This is a genomic window from Paenibacillus sp. SER-28 (assembly GCF_052906305.1).
In genome coordinates this window covers 1-16,004 of the sequence record NZ_JBRECM010000009.1, presented here as the reverse complement: position 1 = coordinate 16,004, position 16,004 = coordinate 1, and the positions used below count along the sequence as shown (strand labels likewise).

Sequence of the window (16,004 nt, the reverse complement as noted above, 5' to 3'; positions counted from 1 at the left end):
CCTCCAGTTCCGAGTACATCTCAATGGACTTAGGCTCAATTTTTCCAGAGACTATAACATAGCACGGCATATAGCTCGTTTATTCATACACTGTTCCAGCTTGGATCAACTCCTCCTGAATCCAGCTACTTTTGGTAGACAGTTGGAGCAAATCAGCAGAGATCTGTTTGACCTGCTCTTGCAATACGTGTGATTGATCCGTTCCTTCCAGAAAGCGACTCAAAAAATGAAGAAATACGTCTACCTTCCTAAGCAGCATCAATATAGGCAAAGCATCAATCTCGTTGTGGCTTAAATGAACCTGGCGGCTGAAACCCCGGCAAAAATCCCGAACTGCTGTCGCCTCCTCCGGTTGTCCCAAAAATCCAGATAAGATGACTGCCGGCTCCATGACCCGAACGTCTAGCGTACAAAATTCAAAATCAAGCAGTGCAGTTACTAGACTATGATCCGAATCCTTTACTAACAAATTGGAAGCGTTCAAGTCTCCATGTACAAGCTGATGCGGCAACTCTTCCAATGCATGAAGCGAATCTGTAATCTCTTCATAAACTTCTCCTATCAATCGCAGCTCTTCATGCAAATCCTTTAGGGGCTCAGGCGGATGTAAACAAAAGCCTTGAACCGTTTCCCGGTTACACAATGGATAGGATTGCTGCAAAGCATAATACGGTCGATAGACTGGGGTCATATCAAGATTGAATGTCGCAAGCACAGCCGATAATTCCCCCGTAGCCTCGCCAAAAGAATAGGCAAAGCTTGAATCCTGCTCCAGGGGTGATATACCTTCTATGTATTTGAACAGACACACATATTTACCGTTTTCCTTCTCCAGTTGAGCAAGCGTCTCTCCCGTGACCGTCGGAATAGGCTGGGGTATTCTGAATGATAGAGAATGCTTACTCAGCTCCTGCAAAACCGCATGCTCAAATTCAATTTTATCCCGATCCCTGTGTGTATCGTAGACGCGCAGCACCCCGCTTCGTCCACCACTCTTAACAAAATACGTCGTATTATTCCAACCCCCGGTTCGTCTCTGCAACGTTCCGTTCCACTCCGGCCAGTGCCGTCTTAGTATTGCTTCCAAGGATGTATCCTCCCTTCTTCGTGTCCATAGCATCGGCTGACCCCGGCATGCGAGAAGTATGGTTATAATAGCTTTACAGGTAATTTCATTATTTTAGCATAGCAGATAGCCTATTTTATAGCAGAGAGCGACTCTAATTCATAAGAATTTAAACCGAAGGCGGAATACCTCACTTACAATGTGATCGAGTCTTTTAAACAGGACGTACACAAAAAACAGGACTGATTAATCAGCCCTGTCTTGTACATCATACCCCTTTAGTCAATCTGGATCTGTCTGCGGGAACGATCATCACCCTGACGTTTAGGAATTTCAAGTTTCAATACACCTTGATCGAGTTTTGCCTTAATGCCTTCTTCATCAACATGATCCACATAGAAGCGTCGGACAAATTCCCCAGAACGGCGCTCCCGTCGAATCATTTTATTCGTATCATCCTTCTCTTCATGATATTCATTCCGTTTAGCACGGATCGTCAAATAATTATGGGCAATATCGATGTCGATATCTTCTTTTGCAATGCCTGGAAGCTCAGCTTCCACCAGATATCTGTCGTTTTCTTCACGAATATCCGTCCGAAACGTCTGAGAGTTGCTGCCAAATGGAGCAAGCCAGTGGTCATCAACCATACCATTGAAGGATTTAAACATTTGTCCAAAGAAGTCTTCATTTCTTTTACGAAATGGGACCAGATCAAACATGAAAATCAGCTCCTTTTAATTGGTTGTTGTTTGTGTTCCTTACGATTCATATTATAGTACCGAATAGAGCGAGGCTCAAAGTTCAAAAGAGGCTGAAAATACTGAAATAACCCGATCCTAAGCGATCTGTCAAAAATAGTTTTAGATTTCAATCAATTTGACTTTTTTTGACCTTTTGACTTCACAAGAGACTACATATTCTTTGGCAGCCAACTCAGGCTTGCCCTGCTATCGCTTGTTCCGGCGTGGAAGCTGGATACAAGTGACAGGCTACCTGTCGCCCTGGTGCAGCTTCGGCAAAGATGGGCTGTACTTTGCTGCATATCTCCATGGCTGCCGGGCAGCGATTATGAAACGCACAACCACTTGGCGGATTTTCTGGACTGGGCACATCCCCTTTAAGTACAATCCGATCACGCTCCGCTTCCGGATCAGCTACAGGTACCGCAGACATTAGCGCCTTTGTATACGGATGCAGCGGCTCTTTGAACACTTCTTGGGTCGGTGCGAGTTCGACCAGCTTGCCCAGGTACATCACACCCACGCGGTCGCTGATAAATTTGACGACCGACAGATCATGGGAAATGAACATATACGTCAGGTCATATTGTTTTTGCAGGTCCTTCATCAGATTGAGCACTTGCGCCTGAATCGACACATCGAGGGCCGAGACTGGCTCGTCACACACGATAAATTTGGGATGAAGCGCCAGTGCCCGTGCGATCCCGATCCGCTGGCGTTGACCACCCGAGAACTCATGCGGATAACGATGTGCATGATAAGGAGACAATCCGACTACTTCGAGCAGCTCTTCCACCCGCTCTTTGAGCTGCGTTTTGCTTAGCTTTTCATGCGTGATGAGCGGTTCTTCCAGCACCTGCTGTACTGTCCATCTGGGATCAAGCGAAGCAAACGGATCTTGAAACACCATCTGCATATCCGTTCTGAATTTGCGCAGCTGCTCTGTGTTTAGCTTACGTATATCCGTGCCATTAAACAGAATCTCTCCATCCGTCGGTTCAATCAATCTGAGTATTGCCCGTCCGGTTGTGGATTTGCCGCAGCCGGATTCTCCCACGATTGCTAGGGTTTCACCCTGCTGTACAGTCAGGTTAATACCATCCACCGCTTTGACTGCTCCCACTTGTTTGGAAAAAAGTCCTTTTTTGATCGGATAGTGCTTTTTCAAATTACGTATTTCAAGCAGTGTACTCATGATATCCCTCCTGCTGTAGCAAGCAGCGGCTTTTGTGTCCGGGTTCCACTTCTGTAAGCTCCGGGGCCTCTGCACGGCAAATTTCCTTGGCAAACTGACAACGTGGTGCAAAGCGGCAGCCATGTGGCATATCAAGTGGGTTGGGAACCTGGCCCGGAATGGAAGCCAGACGCTCCTGATCACTGTTTAATTGTGGCAGTGAAGCTAGCAAACTTTGTGTATACGGATGCTTGGGCTCTTTAAAAAGCGTTTTTACATCGGTTTCTTCTACCACTTGTCCGGCGTACATAATCACGACCCGATCGCACATTTCAGCAACGACACCAAGGTCATGAGTAATCATCAGAATGGAAGTTCCTTCGGACTTCTGCAGCTCGCGCATCAAGTCAAGAATCTGTGCTTGAATGGTTACATCTAGTGCCGTTGTCGGTTCATCGGCGATCAGCAGCTTCGGATTGCACACCATCGCCATCGCAATCATCACCCGTTGGCGCATCCCGCCCGAGAGTTCATGCGGATAAGAAGCGGCTACTTTTTCTGGACGTGGAATTCCCACTTTCGTTAGCATGTCCACAGCCATATCTTTCGCTTTGTGTTTGCTTACACCGTGGTGGTAGCGGGCAGACTCCGCAATTTGCTTGCCGATTTTGAACACAGGATTTAGCGAAGTCATCGGCTCCTGAAAAATCATGGCCATCTCGTTGCCACGAATCGAGCGCATTTTCCGCTCCGAAAAATCCAGCATGTTTTCACCGTTAAACCGTACTTCACCAGCGGCTACTTTCCCAAGTCCCTTGGGGAGGAGCTGCATAATGGAAAGGGAGGTAATGCTCTTGCCGCACCCGGATTCGCCAACGATTCCGAGTGTTTCGCCTTTGCCAACCGATAAATCGACGCCGTCCACAGCCCGGATGGTGCCAGCCGCAGTCTTGAACTCCGTCCGGAGGTTGGTTACTTCAAGCAGTTGTGCCATGCCCTCTTCCTCCTCCTTGTCCATCATTGAACCTTCATGTTCTTTTTAACTTAGGGAATAAAGCTTATTCAGACTTGCCCATCGTTTGTAGATGCTTCATAGTACCGTACAATTTAGTAATATGTTGAAACTCCTTTTCCGAATGAAAAGAGCATTGCCCACGTCCATAAGCTTTGGCTGTTTCTACAGCCAATTTGGCCGCCAGCGCAATATCGCTTTCGTGGCTGGCCCCCGTTGCACTGCCTGGGACAGGAGCAGCGGCCGTGATGGCTACACCAACCACTGGAGCGGAAGTGGCCACCGCTGGCTGCAAAATGCTGTTGATGTGATACAGGTCGTTACCATAAGGTGTGATGTCCTGCGTAGTTACAGCAAACGTGACACACGGTTCGCCAGTAACGGTCTGAACAATATCGACGAGGTCTTCACTAATTCGTAGCACATAGCCTTCACGTACAGTAGGGGAAATGGCAATACCTTTATGGTTAATGACCCGATTCCCTTTGGTCGTATCAATGGACAGGATCGCTTCCATTTCGGGTGTCACTTCATATTTGTTCATCGTCAAAATATCTACGGGTGAATCCATAAATGGAACCGGATCATGGGGCTGAGTAGGTGCATCTGGACAAATATGTGTACAGATAATCACATCTCCATCAAGCACATCTCCTTTGGACTGCATGCTCAAAAGTTTAGCCGCCGCAGAAATTGCCGCTGCCGCACCGTCACCATCGGATACAAATCCGATCATCTCCGGTCGTGCTCCAAGTCCACCAAGTCGCCCTACTACACCCAAGGTTGGAGAATCGCCCCCCTGAATGCGACCCGTTTTACCGGCAATGACAATTTTTATAAAATCCGTAGTTCCCTTTTCACCTTTCACGGTGGAGACCGTAATCTCCGCTTGACCCAGTTGTTCCAAATAAGCTTTGACTTCTGCCCCGCTGGCAAACGGACTATCCAAAAGGTCATAGACTTCAAAAACTTGTTTCATCATACGGCAGATCCCCTTATGCTTCTTTTTGTGTTGTTTTCAGATATTTAAGCGCCGTCAAGGCGTATACTTTCGCAGATTGAATGATCTGCCATACCGGAGCTTTTTCATTAAAATTGTGAATGGTCGACAGTTCGGCAGGACCGTATTGCAATACCGGGATATTGTATTTGCGGAATGCACGTGCGTCGCTGGTTGCCCATTGCAGTACGCCATAGGCCTCTTTACCGCTGACCTCAGCGATAGATTCCACAAGCTCCTGTACAATCGGCTCGGTTGGAGGGGTCCAGTTGGCATTACCATAAAATCCGAATTGTTTGGGTTCCGCGTCAATGCCTACACTTGCAAGCAATTCTTTGGCTTTGGCCAGTACATCCCGGTGGTCTACGCCAAATGGAACACGAGAATCCACTTGCACTGTGCAACGGTCTGCAACCACATTGACTTTGGTGCCTCCCTGAATCGTACCAATGTTCACCGTTACATGATCAAACGCTTGTCCATAGCTTGGGTTCTCCCGTTCACTTGCATAACGCTTGGAAATTTCAATGATCTCTTTGACTTCTTCCGGGATGTCCGGCTTGATGTCCCACAGTTGTTGCAGCGCTTCAATTCCTTTTGCTGCCTTCAAAATAGCACTTTCACCTGCTATCGGCTGCAAACTGCCATGACCCGGTGTGCCTTCAACAGTAAATTCAAACCAGCAGCTTCCTTTTTGCCCGATGGTCGGGTTTTGCGGGCCTGAGGGCTCTGCGATCACAGCAGCTGTTCCTTCAATCAGCTTTCTTTCCAGCACCCAAGGTACTCCAAGATGTCCCCCGGTTTCCTCGTCTGGAACTACAAGCAACGACAACGCACCTTCGAGTGGTACGCCTAGTTTGGAGAACAGCGCAACGGTAAATATTAATCCGCTCAGTCCGGCTTTCATGTCCGAAGCACCGCGACCCAGGAGATAGCCATCACGTATTTCACCACAAAACGGATCAAAATCCCAACGAGTACGATCCCCTGCCGGCACAACGTCTGTATGCCCACAGAAAATCAGTTTTTTTCCGTCCGCCGTTTCAGCGCCATAATCAGAAATGAGATTCCACATATTCGGCCCGGATTCATGCACCGTTGTTTCTATACCTGCTTCTTTAAGATAGTCCATAATGAACTGACTAATTTCGCGTGAATCACCTGGAGGATTTTCCGAAGGAAATTGAATCAACCGCGAGCATAGCTCAAGCAATTCGTCCTGCCGTTTATCTATTTCATCAAGAACTAACGTTTTCCAATCTGTCATTTCCATTCAGTCCCTTCACGTTTTCCATTTAGCCAACTACATTTTTTACGATCCATCGGGATCAGCTTCCTCCTTCAGGTGTAAAATGATAGCCTTCGGCTGTAAAAACCGAAGGCATAAGGTAAGATCACAACTTACTCTTTATTCAATGAATAGAATCGGATAACCTCATCTGGGTAGTAGACATATCCAGTGACGTCTTTGCTCATGCCAACAACGCGATTGTATTCATACAGGTACGCCCATGGCGAATCTTGATTTATAAGTTCTTGTGCTTTGCCATACAGCTCTTTACGTTTATTTTCATCTTGCTCTTTGCCTGCTTGTTCCCAAAGCTTATCCACTTCTGCATTAGCGTAATGCATATAATTCGATGAACCGCCGCTGTACATCAGAAACCCGAGATGATAACCAGGGTCGTTGACGAAGGAAGTCCATTTGGAAATGTATGCTGTCAGGTTGCCTTCTCGTTGCTGTTCAAGGAACTGTGCACGAGCAACATTGACAACATTCATCTTTACGCCAATCTTGGCAAGTTCAGCTTGAATCAATACGGCATCATCTGCCCAGTCCTGGAAGCCGGAACCCAGTGTCAGGTCAAAATTAAACCCATTAGGATAACCCGCTTCTGTAAGCAGCTGTTTTGCTTTGTCCAGGTCGTGCTTATAGCTGTAACCCGCATCGGTGTAGCCAGGCGTGTTACTCGCTACAGAACTCTTCATTTGTTTCGCTTGACCGTACATGACATCGTCGATTAATTGGTCGTAAGGAATAGCATAAGCAATTGCTTGACGCACTTTTGGATCATTAAAAGGTTTGACTTTGTTATTCATGGCGAAATACAGAATCCGGTTACTTGCATTGGATTGAACCTTTAGATCGGCGTTGGTTTCCAGCTTCGAAACATCCTTTGCAGGAATCTCAATCGCCATGTCGACATCGCCTTTATCCAGCAGAAGTACACGGTTGGAAGCTTCCTTGGTAAACTTCATCGTTACTTTGCTCAGATTTGGCGCTCCTTGCCAGTAGCTGTCATTAGCATTAAAGACAGCTTCTGTCGCAGGGTCCCATTTTTCAAGCTTGAACGGACCTGAACCTGCCGCATGTGTTTTCAAATAGTCACCATCGCCATTTTCTTTGACAAGCACATCATCCACAATGGAGAAGTTGTACAATGACAGGATTTGCAGAAACATATGATTGGGTTGGGACAATGTAACGACAACGGTGTGCTCATCTGGCGCTGTAGCGGTTTTAATGGAGCTCATACCATACAGAAAGCTACCTGAATCGGAATTTTTAAGCCGTTCAAAGGAATACAACACGGAATTGGCGGTTAGCGGATTGCCGCTTTGGAATTTAACGTCTTTACGCAGATGGAGCGTATAAGTCATGTTATCAGCGGACACATCCCATTTTTCAGCCAGCATGGGCTTAATGGCTTCCGTATCTGCCACTTCGCCGCTATCCGTAGACTTTTTGCCGTAGGTCACAAGCTGATCATAGAGCGCAAGCACAAGGGTGTCCGATGTAAGATCACTCGCTTCAGCAGGGTCCATGGTTGACCCTCCCTCCGAGTAAGCAAGTGTAATCGTCTTTGGTGGGGATGGGGCATCTGCGCCTTTCTCTCCAGATGAAGCGGACGGGCTGTTAGCATTGCTCGCACAGCCTGCCGTCCATAGCAACGTAGACAAGACGACAATTAGAGAAAGACTTTTTTTCAACATGGCTTACGTTCTCCCCTTTAATGATCTATTTATTTTTATTTGCTAGAGCGCAGTCTAGGATCAAGAACATCTCGCAAACCGTCTCCAAGCAAATTGAAGCCCAAAATAGCTGTCGCAATTCCAAGACCCGGGAACGTTACAATCCACCACTCACCGGAAATGATATACGCTCGCCCTTCTGAAATCATTGCGCCCCATTCAGCAATCGGGGGTTTCACACCGAGTCCCAGGAAGCTGAGACTGGCTGAGGTGAGGATGGCGAAGCCCATTCCAAGCGTTGCATTCACAAGCAGTGGGGCAAGTGCATTAGGCAAGATGTGGCGAAATAGGATCGTTCCGTTCGTTACACCAATCGCCCGACTGGCCTCAACAAACTCCTTTTCCCGGAGAGAGATGGTTTGTCCGTGAATCAGTCTGGCGAATTCGGGTATGCCTACAATGCCCACGGCGATGAGTGCACTCATCAGTCCTGGTCCCATCGCTGCAGCAATGGCCATGGCGAGTACCAGCGACGGGAAAGCCAACAGAATATCCATACAGCGCATAATAATGCTGCCCATTCGACCGCCATAGAAACCTGCGATGGCTCCAAGCGGTACGCCGATGATAAATGAGATCGACACGGCAATCATCCCGGTCCATATGCTGATTCTGGCTCCGTAAATGACACGGCTGAGAATGTCACGTCCGTAATTATCGGTCCCAAACCAATGTTCTGCACTTGGCGGCAGCAGCTTGTTCGCCGGGTCGGTTACATAAGGATCATGTGGAACGATCCATGATGAGAGGATGGCAATGAGCGTCCAGCCAACGATAAAAATGAATCCGATTAAAGCGAGTTTATTGCCAAACAGCAATCGCCAAAAGGTCTTGCGTTTCGGTATAGCGGCTGCATTGAGCTGAGGTACAGCCGCTTTTGCCACCAAATCACTTGCAGTGCTCATCCGAGTACCTCCCCCTACTTTTGTGCTTCATTGTTATCACTCGTACCGGATACGTGGGTCAATCAATCCGTAAACCAAGTCGACTCCAAGATTGATAAAGCTGTAAATCAGCGCACTTACGAGGGTAAATGCTTGAATCGGTGCGTAATCAGCTGCCAAAATGGAGTCCGTCACATAACTGCCCACTCCTGGCCAGGTAAAAATGGTTTCGGTAATAACCGCTCCACCAATCAGGTAACCGACCTGCAAACCAAGTACGGTAAGCGTTGGAATAAAAGCGTTAATGAGTGCGTGCTTATAGATGACAATTCCTTCGCGCAGACCTTTGGCTCTGGCTGTGCGAACAAAATCCTGACCGATGACTTCCAGCATGCTGGAGCGCATCATCCGTGCCACAATCGCCATGGTGCCTGTGCTGAGACAGACAGCTGGCAGAACCAAATGGGATAAACTGCTTTTTAAAGCTACAAAATCACCGGTCATCAGACTATCGAATACATAAAGTCCCGTAACGTGCGTCGGCGGATTGATGTCACCGCTAATTCGACCCATCGGCGCAGGAGCGATGCCCCATTTAGCATAGAAAATATAAATGAATAACAGTCCAATCCAGAAAATGGGCATACATGCACCGATCAAGGAAAACACGCGTGAAATGTGATCAACAATCGATTCTTTACGGGTTGCCGCCAGAATACCGATCGGGATTGCCACCAGAATCGCAATAACCAAGCTTGCCAGTGCCAACTCGATGGTTGCTGGAAACCGGGTAGCAAAGTCGCTTGCCACTGACTGTCCGGTGTGATAAGCCTGACCCAGATCACCATGGAACAATCCCACTACATAATGAAAGAATTGAATGTACTTCGGTTGATCCAGTCCCATACTGCTGCGAATATTTTCAATCGTCTCGGGTGTAGCCTGTTCCCCCGCAAGCATCACAGCAGGATCACCTGGAAGCACTCTTGAGATCATGAATGTAATGACGACAATACCAAGCAGTGCTGGAATCATTTGTACCAATCTACGTAGTGTGTATACGGCCACAGTCCGTCCCCCCTTATCCGTAATCCCTCGTCTCTTTGTCATCTTTCTTTTCATCACTTGTTATTTTTATCATTGTACTAAGGAACAAGAACGGTTTCCACGTCCTGAATAACTAAAAATAATGACGAAATTTGTCGTCCGTGCACTAAAGTGACTCAATATGTAGTTTAAATGTTATATATGCATCCGGTTTGAAAAATCAAAAACAGCATAATGCAAAACAGGCAATCCCCTTTTAAAAGGAAATCGCTTGTTTTTTGTAAATATGGATTGTAGTATTAGGTCGATCAGGAAAGGAGAATCACAGTATTGGAAACGAACTACAGAAAGCTGTTGGATCAGATGATGACACCCTATGATGAAATGCTGCAGAGTCTAATAGGTAATCACGCCGATTTTTCGAAGGTCGATTATTTGGAAAAGCACAGTGAGAAATATGGAAAGAGTGATGCCAATTATACCAATCGCTTGAAGGTGCTTTTGGCTATTTACAATCGCGAGGATCGATATGCCCCGCATTACGAACCGATTGTTAGAAGGTTGCTCGTTAATGAGATTATAGACAGGGGAACGAACAGTTTTCAGGGGATTGGCGATGCTCTGTATTACGCCGTTTTTTTACTGCAAAAGTATGAGCGTGAGCAGGACCAAATCTTGTTCCAGCAGGCCAAGGAGGCCAATTTCGATACATATGCCGGGTTTGACCCAGAGTTGATTTTGGAAAATTATTTATTCAGCAAAGATGCAGCTAATATCGAGGATTGCATCAATATCGCGAGCGAGCTCGGGGAAGATGTTTAACTATCATTATTTATCGATTTGTGGATCAAGGATCAGACGGATTGGAACAAAGGAAATTTGCAGACACTCGTTTATCATGAGAGATGGCGCAACCATGCAGAAGGTGAAATTGAAGCTCTTAAAAAGCTGACCGAAATAGATAAAACCGAAGGGAATCATCATAACTACTGTTCTACTGCATCTAGCCTAGCAGAGAAGTTCATTGAAGCAGGGCATTGGATGAGGCATGGGAAACGATGGAAACCATTATTTCGCTTATTACTAAGGAAGAAGAATGGTTTCTGTACGGACTTGGACGCAATATTATTACGGCCTCTATCCACATCATCTTCCATTTTGGAGCAGAAAGCCGGCAGGCCGCTTCGTTATGGCAAACGATAAAAGAGATTCTTCAACCGGCCGCTAACCATATGGGGACCGATCAATATCAGCTTGCTATATCTGTTAGCAAATTTATGGGAGATACCAAATTGGAGCAGAGGTTAAGGAACGAGACATTCGACTCAGCACTCGCCGTTCGGTCGCCCCTCGAAGCAGCGGTTCAAAGGTATATCCAGTATTGTCTTCGGCTACAGCTCGAACCATTCCGCAGCGCGCTCCTCTTCTTCCAGCACCCTGTACATTCCTTCCCCCACTTCACCGCATCTTCGCCACCAATATGAAATAGACAATTGAGACCTTTTGACTATCATTCAAACCAGCAAACAAAATAGGCTTCCCGTGAATATAGCGCGAAAGCCTATGGGTTCATCAAACCACTCTTTTATTTATTTGGCCTTCTGAGATACCAGTTCACTATTCCCTTTTCTCTTTCTTATCCCCAACATAATGACGGCCATAACAGCTACCAGAACTGCTATAAGAGCAAAAGGAATATATTTATCCACCCGATATAGCGTCGTTGTCAAAATAGGAGCAATAATCGCAGAAATGCCTTGGACAGTGGCCACCAGACCAGCGGCTCCTCCTTGCTGTTCTTTACTGACAGAAAGAGAAGCCCCGGCCATAAATCCAGGCATTAGCAAGCCTGTACCTATACCAAACATAAAGAACGCAAAATAGTAAACGACCATGCTGGCTGACATGAGGAATAGCAGCATACCGACAATAAGGAACAGAGAGCCGAGCAAAATCATCGGCTTGGGTTGCCATTTAAGCCATTTCATTTGAACGATCTGTACAATCAACATCGCTGCCCCAGAAAACATAAGCCCAAAGGAAACCACTCTTGCTGTTTCTTCGGATGAAAGGCCTAATTGATCTTGAAAATAAAATCCACCTATAACCTGGATGGTCACAATACTAATCATCGTAACCAAACCTGCAAACAAATACATTCGTAGACCAGGTTGAAAAGGATTAATCCGAGCTGGCTTTTGCTGAATAACGGGCTTGGCAGACGGAATTGCCAGCAAGGCCACTACAAATGCTACAGCCGCAATCACGATTCCAAAATACAGAGGCCACAGCAAGCCTATTAAAGTAAAGGCGCCTGCAATAGCGGGCCCAAATACTAATCCAAGTCCATTGGCCGCGCTAATGATAGCCATCCCACTACCTCGATCTTCGCCCTCGGTCACGTCTCCCATGTAAGCTTGGGAGGATGACAATACCGCCGGGATAAACCCGCCGATCAAGCCGCGTGTAACAATCAGCAGGACTAACAGCATTCCGCCGCTGAGCCAACCCTTTAATCCTGCAAAAAGAGTAAGCGTAAACAGCAAGCAGCTTACACACATCCCTATGAATCCAAGCAAAATCACAGGCTTGCGTCCCTTTGCATCACTCAGATTCCCCCAAATTGGAGCCATTAAGGCCATCGTTATGGAGCCAAGCGATATAATTAACCCAGAATGACTTTCTCTTAACCCCAGCTCACGAATAAGGGGCGGCATAATTGGAGCAATGAGCATGAGCCCTAGCATAGCCACAAAAACACTGAAAAAGATGCTCCCTTTGATTCTATTCATCCTCGCACACTCCTCCGGTATAGATTCTCTCTATGCAGAAGTATACGGAGCATACCAAGAAACTACTGCCTGTATACGGATAAATTTGCGGTTAAACGGATTTAATTTAGCATATAAAACAACGGCCAGCCTTCAGCACAGTATAAGATGATCTTAATTCTATGATCCAATGGGTTCCGTTGATTATAGTGGCCTTGACGCATAGTTCACCTGGGGGCCGTAACATGATACGAAGTTTAGACGGTTTCATCGCTGACAAGATGAAAGGGCTTAATTTCCTGGCATGTTATTACGATATATGATGTACAGTCTTTTTACCCTTTAGTAACTAGCGCAGTTGTGGGTTGAGTCTGTATATCGATGTCTAAGGGGGAAATGCAGTGAAAACAAAGATAGGATCAAATATGAAGGTGAGATCACTAAGAACGAAGTTAACCATAATGTGCTTGATTATTTTAATTGTACCCACATTCGTAATTGGAATCAGTTCTTATTTTGTTTCCAAGAATGAAATGAATGAATCAGGCAAAGTGGCACTTAAGAATAGTGTGCAAATGGTAATTGGTATGATTAGTTTCCTCAATGGGCAAGTCGAAGCCGGTAATTTAACATTGGAGGAAGCACAGGAAAAACTGCGCATCGAGCTGCTCGGCGTAAAAGATGCTAATAACAAAAGACCGATAAAGATTAAATATACTGTAGGTAAAACAGGTTATCCGTGGGCAGTCAACCAAGGTGCCGTTTCAATGATGAACCCTTCAAATGAAGGCCAGAATTTAATGAATGCCGTGTCGGAAGACGGTGTGCATGTGGGAAAAGAGTTTGTAGAAGTCGGTACAAACGGCGGGGGATTCGTCACTTATAAATGGGCTTTACCTGGTACAGATCAAGTGGAGACGAAAATTTCTTATGTTGAAAAGGATCCTTATTGGGGATGGATCATCGGTTCTGGAGCATATTTTAACGAATTTAACAGCGGAGCGACCAAAGTCCTTTATATTGTCCTGATTATTACGACTGTTGCGGTTATTCTGGGAGCAATTATCGTAAGCTTTGTTTCGGGACGTTTTACGAAGCCTATCATCATGATCGCAAAACGACTTAACGCAGTTGCGGACGGTGATTTAACGGTCGAAGAAGTCAAAATTCATTCAAAAGATGAGATCGGCGAGCTTGCACAGGACTTCAATCATATGATTAAAAATATTAGATTTCTGATCGGTGAGGTAAATCTGTCCACAAAGCAGGTAGCTACTTCCTCGAAAGAATTGACCCTTGGAGCAGAGCACACTGGACAGGCAACCGAGCACATCACCATCGCGATTCAAGAATCGGCGGCCGGTGCTAAGGAGCAGCAGATGATGCTCCAGAAGACAACCAGCTCGCTTGAAGAAATTTCAATAGGTATGCAGCGGATCACGGAGAGCTCCTTGGCCATTGCTGATTCGTCTGCAGACGCGATGGAAATGGCGAGCGTTGGTGGTACTGCTGTACAACATACGGTGAAGCAAATGGACCTGATTAACCATTCCGTCAATGAAACCGATGCGGTTATGAGAATGTTGGATGAACGCACTCAACAGATCGACACGATGCTGCATGCCATTACGGATATTGCACAGCAGACCAACCTGCTTGCATTAAATGCTTCGATTGAGGCTGCTCGTGCAGGCGAAGAAGGCCGCGGTTTCTCCGTCGTTGCTGCAGAGGTGAGAAAGCTGGCCGAACAATCGAACCAGTCTTCCGGGCAGATTTCCGAGTTGATTCAGAATATGCGCAAAGATATGGAGCATTCGCTTAAGACCATGGAACGCGTAAAACATGATGTAGACTCCGGTATTAAAATTGCCAATGAGACGGAGCAGCAGTTTAACAAAATTGTGGCGTCCACCAATCATATCGCACAGCAAACAGAAGAGCTCGCGAGCATTACGGAGCAAATAACCGCAAGTGTCCAGGAAATTTCAGCGAGCGGAGAGAACGTATCGAGTCTAGCGCTTCAAGCGGCGGACAACTCGCAGAATATTGCAGCGTCTGCAGAAGAGCAGCTGGCTTCAATGCAGCAGATCACCAGCCTGGCAACGACCTTGTCGGATATGTCTCAGAAGTTACAGGACCTAACGGTCAAATTTAAATACTAGTGGAATAAACTGTAGTTTCCAATATGGTTTCATGAAGAGCCTTCTTACCGTGAGATTAGCATTAGTTCATGGTAAGAAGGCTCATTTTTTTCCGAAAACGTCGCGCTAAACTGACCATTCATTTTATGAAGGGCTTGCAAATCGTGATCTGTTAATTGGGCATGGTTTTTGTCGATTTTGTTCAGAATTGGTTCAGAAGCATTTAGTATAGTAATCCAGTAGTGTAAGAAATCATATTAGCAGGTTAGTCATCATGGAGGATCTTAGTCTGTTCATCGTGACACCAGAAATTTATGGAGGAAGTTTATGAGTAAAATCAAGTCTTTTTGTTTATCTTATCTTGCTGTTATCGTCTTATTTGGGACCTGGACATGGAGTTTTTCTGGGAGTGCTGTGTATGCGACCTCCTCACCAGTACCTAGTGTAACAGATGCTGTGTATGCTACTGAAACCACGGTAACGAGTTGGACAAATCCTTCTAAACAAGGTCAATCCGTAACGTTTAGCATCAAAACCATCTCAACCCCACAAATTACGAAGGATTTAACTGGCACCGTGGTTCTTATGGATGGTACGAATATATTAGATACGCTTACGATGACGCCAAATGGGATTGCAAATGGATATGCCACTGCGACCTATACCACAAGCAATTTAAGTGTGGGAAGTCACCCGATTACTGCTATATATAGTGGGGATGCTCGATTTGCCCCCAGTACATCTGAGCCATACATTCAGGTCGTAAATGCATCTGCACCTGCGCCTACAACTTCACTGAGACCTACAGCAACTACAGTATTGAGTTCGCTGAATCCGTCTAAGCAAGGTCAAGAAGTAAGATTTAGCGTGAGGACAACTTCAAACCCACAGACTTCGGGCGACTTAACCGGAACGGTCATCCTTATGGACGGCACGGATGTATTAGATACGCTTACGATGGAGCCAGTGGGCATTTCGAATGGCTATGCCAATGGGTACTACACTACAAGCGACTTAAGTGTGGGAAGTCACTCGATCACTGCTATTTACAGTGGAGATGCTCGATTTGCCCCCAGTACATCTGAGCCATACATTCAGGTCGTAAATGCATCTGCACCTGCGCCTACAACTTC

At 46.2% G+C, this 16,004-nt stretch carries 14 protein-coding genes; 4 read left to right on the top strand and 10 right to left on the bottom strand.

Annotation, left to right across the window (positions count from 1 at the left end):
• Positions 1-79: 79 nt before the first annotated feature.
• The 9 genes from ACUYLD_RS18925 to ACUYLD_RS18885 form a co-directional block, all read right to left on the bottom strand.
• A complete protein-coding gene (locus ACUYLD_RS18925) occupies positions 80-1,087 on the bottom strand; it encodes a phosphotransferase (protein ID WP_446675731.1) in 1,008 nt (335 codons plus the stop codon).
• A 257-nt stretch (positions 1,088-1,344) separates the two neighbouring features.
• Positions 1,345-1,788 (bottom strand): Hsp20/alpha crystallin family protein, encoded by a 444-nt coding sequence (locus ACUYLD_RS18920; RefSeq protein WP_250266386.1) that lies wholly within the window; start codon positions 1,786-1,788, stop codon positions 1,345-1,347.
• Between the two features lie 214 nt (positions 1,789-2,002).
• On the bottom strand, positions 2,003-3,004 hold the full coding sequence (locus ACUYLD_RS18915) for an ABC transporter ATP-binding protein (RefSeq protein WP_272638634.1): 1,002 nt from the start codon (positions 3,002-3,004) through the stop codon (positions 2,003-2,005).
• Positions 2,988-3,977 (bottom strand): ABC transporter ATP-binding protein, encoded by a 990-nt coding sequence (locus ACUYLD_RS18910; protein ID WP_023989675.1) that lies wholly within the window; start codon positions 3,975-3,977, stop codon positions 2,988-2,990. The genes ACUYLD_RS18915 and ACUYLD_RS18910 overlap by 17 nt, the downstream gene beginning before the upstream one ends.
• Before the next feature lie 64 nt (positions 3,978-4,041).
• The gene (locus tag ACUYLD_RS18905; protein WP_446675730.1) at positions 4,042-4,977 is read right to left on the bottom strand and encodes a DUF1177 domain-containing protein; all 936 of its coding nucleotides are present in this window, start codon (positions 4,975-4,977) and stop codon (positions 4,042-4,044) included.
• Between the two features lie 13 nt (positions 4,978-4,990).
• The gene (locus tag ACUYLD_RS18900) at positions 4,991-6,262 is read right to left on the bottom strand and encodes a M20 family metallopeptidase (RefSeq protein ID WP_446675804.1); all 1,272 of its coding nucleotides are present in this window, start codon (positions 6,260-6,262) and stop codon (positions 4,991-4,993) included.
• A 134-nt stretch (positions 6,263-6,396) separates the two neighbouring features.
• Positions 6,397-7,989, bottom strand: a complete 1,593-nt coding sequence (locus ACUYLD_RS18895) for an ABC transporter substrate-binding protein (protein ID WP_025721038.1) — start codon at positions 7,987-7,989, stop codon at positions 6,397-6,399.
• Positions 7,990-8,024: 35 nt separating this feature from the next.
• Entirely contained in the window at positions 8,025-8,933 is a 909-nt protein-coding gene (locus ACUYLD_RS18890; protein WP_446675729.1) for an ABC transporter permease, read from the bottom strand.
• 36 nt (positions 8,934-8,969) lie between these two features.
• Entirely contained in the window at positions 8,970-9,980 is a 1,011-nt protein-coding gene (locus tag ACUYLD_RS18885) for an ABC transporter permease (protein ID WP_446675728.1), read from the bottom strand.
• A 309-nt stretch (positions 9,981-10,289) separates the two neighbouring features.
• Here ACUYLD_RS18885 and ACUYLD_RS18880 point away from each other — a divergent pair, with 309 nt between their 5' ends.
• Together ACUYLD_RS18880 and ACUYLD_RS18875 are read left to right on the top strand one after the other, a co-directional pair.
• Entirely contained in the window at positions 10,290-10,781 is a 492-nt protein-coding gene (locus ACUYLD_RS18880) for a hypothetical protein (RefSeq protein ID WP_446675727.1), read from the top strand.
• A 215-nt stretch (positions 10,782-10,996) separates the two neighbouring features.
• On the top strand, positions 10,997-11,443 hold the full coding sequence (locus tag ACUYLD_RS18875; protein ID WP_446675726.1) for a hypothetical protein: 447 nt from the start codon (positions 10,997-10,999) through the stop codon (positions 11,441-11,443).
• A gap of 105 nt (positions 11,444-11,548) precedes the next feature.
• Here the strand turns inward: ACUYLD_RS18875 and ACUYLD_RS18870 are convergent, their stop codons facing one another.
• Positions 11,549-12,751 carry an MFS transporter gene (locus ACUYLD_RS18870; RefSeq protein WP_250266394.1) on the bottom strand — a complete coding sequence of 401 codons (1,203 nt, stop codon included), beginning with the start codon at positions 12,749-12,751 and terminating at the stop codon, positions 11,549-11,551.
• Positions 12,752-13,131: 380 nt separating this feature from the next.
• On the opposite strand from ACUYLD_RS18870, the gene ACUYLD_RS18865 reads away from it, so the two are divergent.
• Together ACUYLD_RS18865 and ACUYLD_RS18860 are read left to right on the top strand one after the other, a co-directional pair.
• Positions 13,132-14,892, top strand: coding sequence for a methyl-accepting chemotaxis protein (locus ACUYLD_RS18865; protein WP_446675725.1), 1,761 nt, complete (start codon positions 13,132-13,134; stop codon positions 14,890-14,892).
• A gap of 306 nt (positions 14,893-15,198) precedes the next feature.
• Positions 15,199-16,004, top strand: an 806-nt coding sequence (locus ACUYLD_RS18860) for an Ig-like domain-containing protein (RefSeq protein WP_446675724.1), incomplete at its 3' end; no start/stop codon positions are given.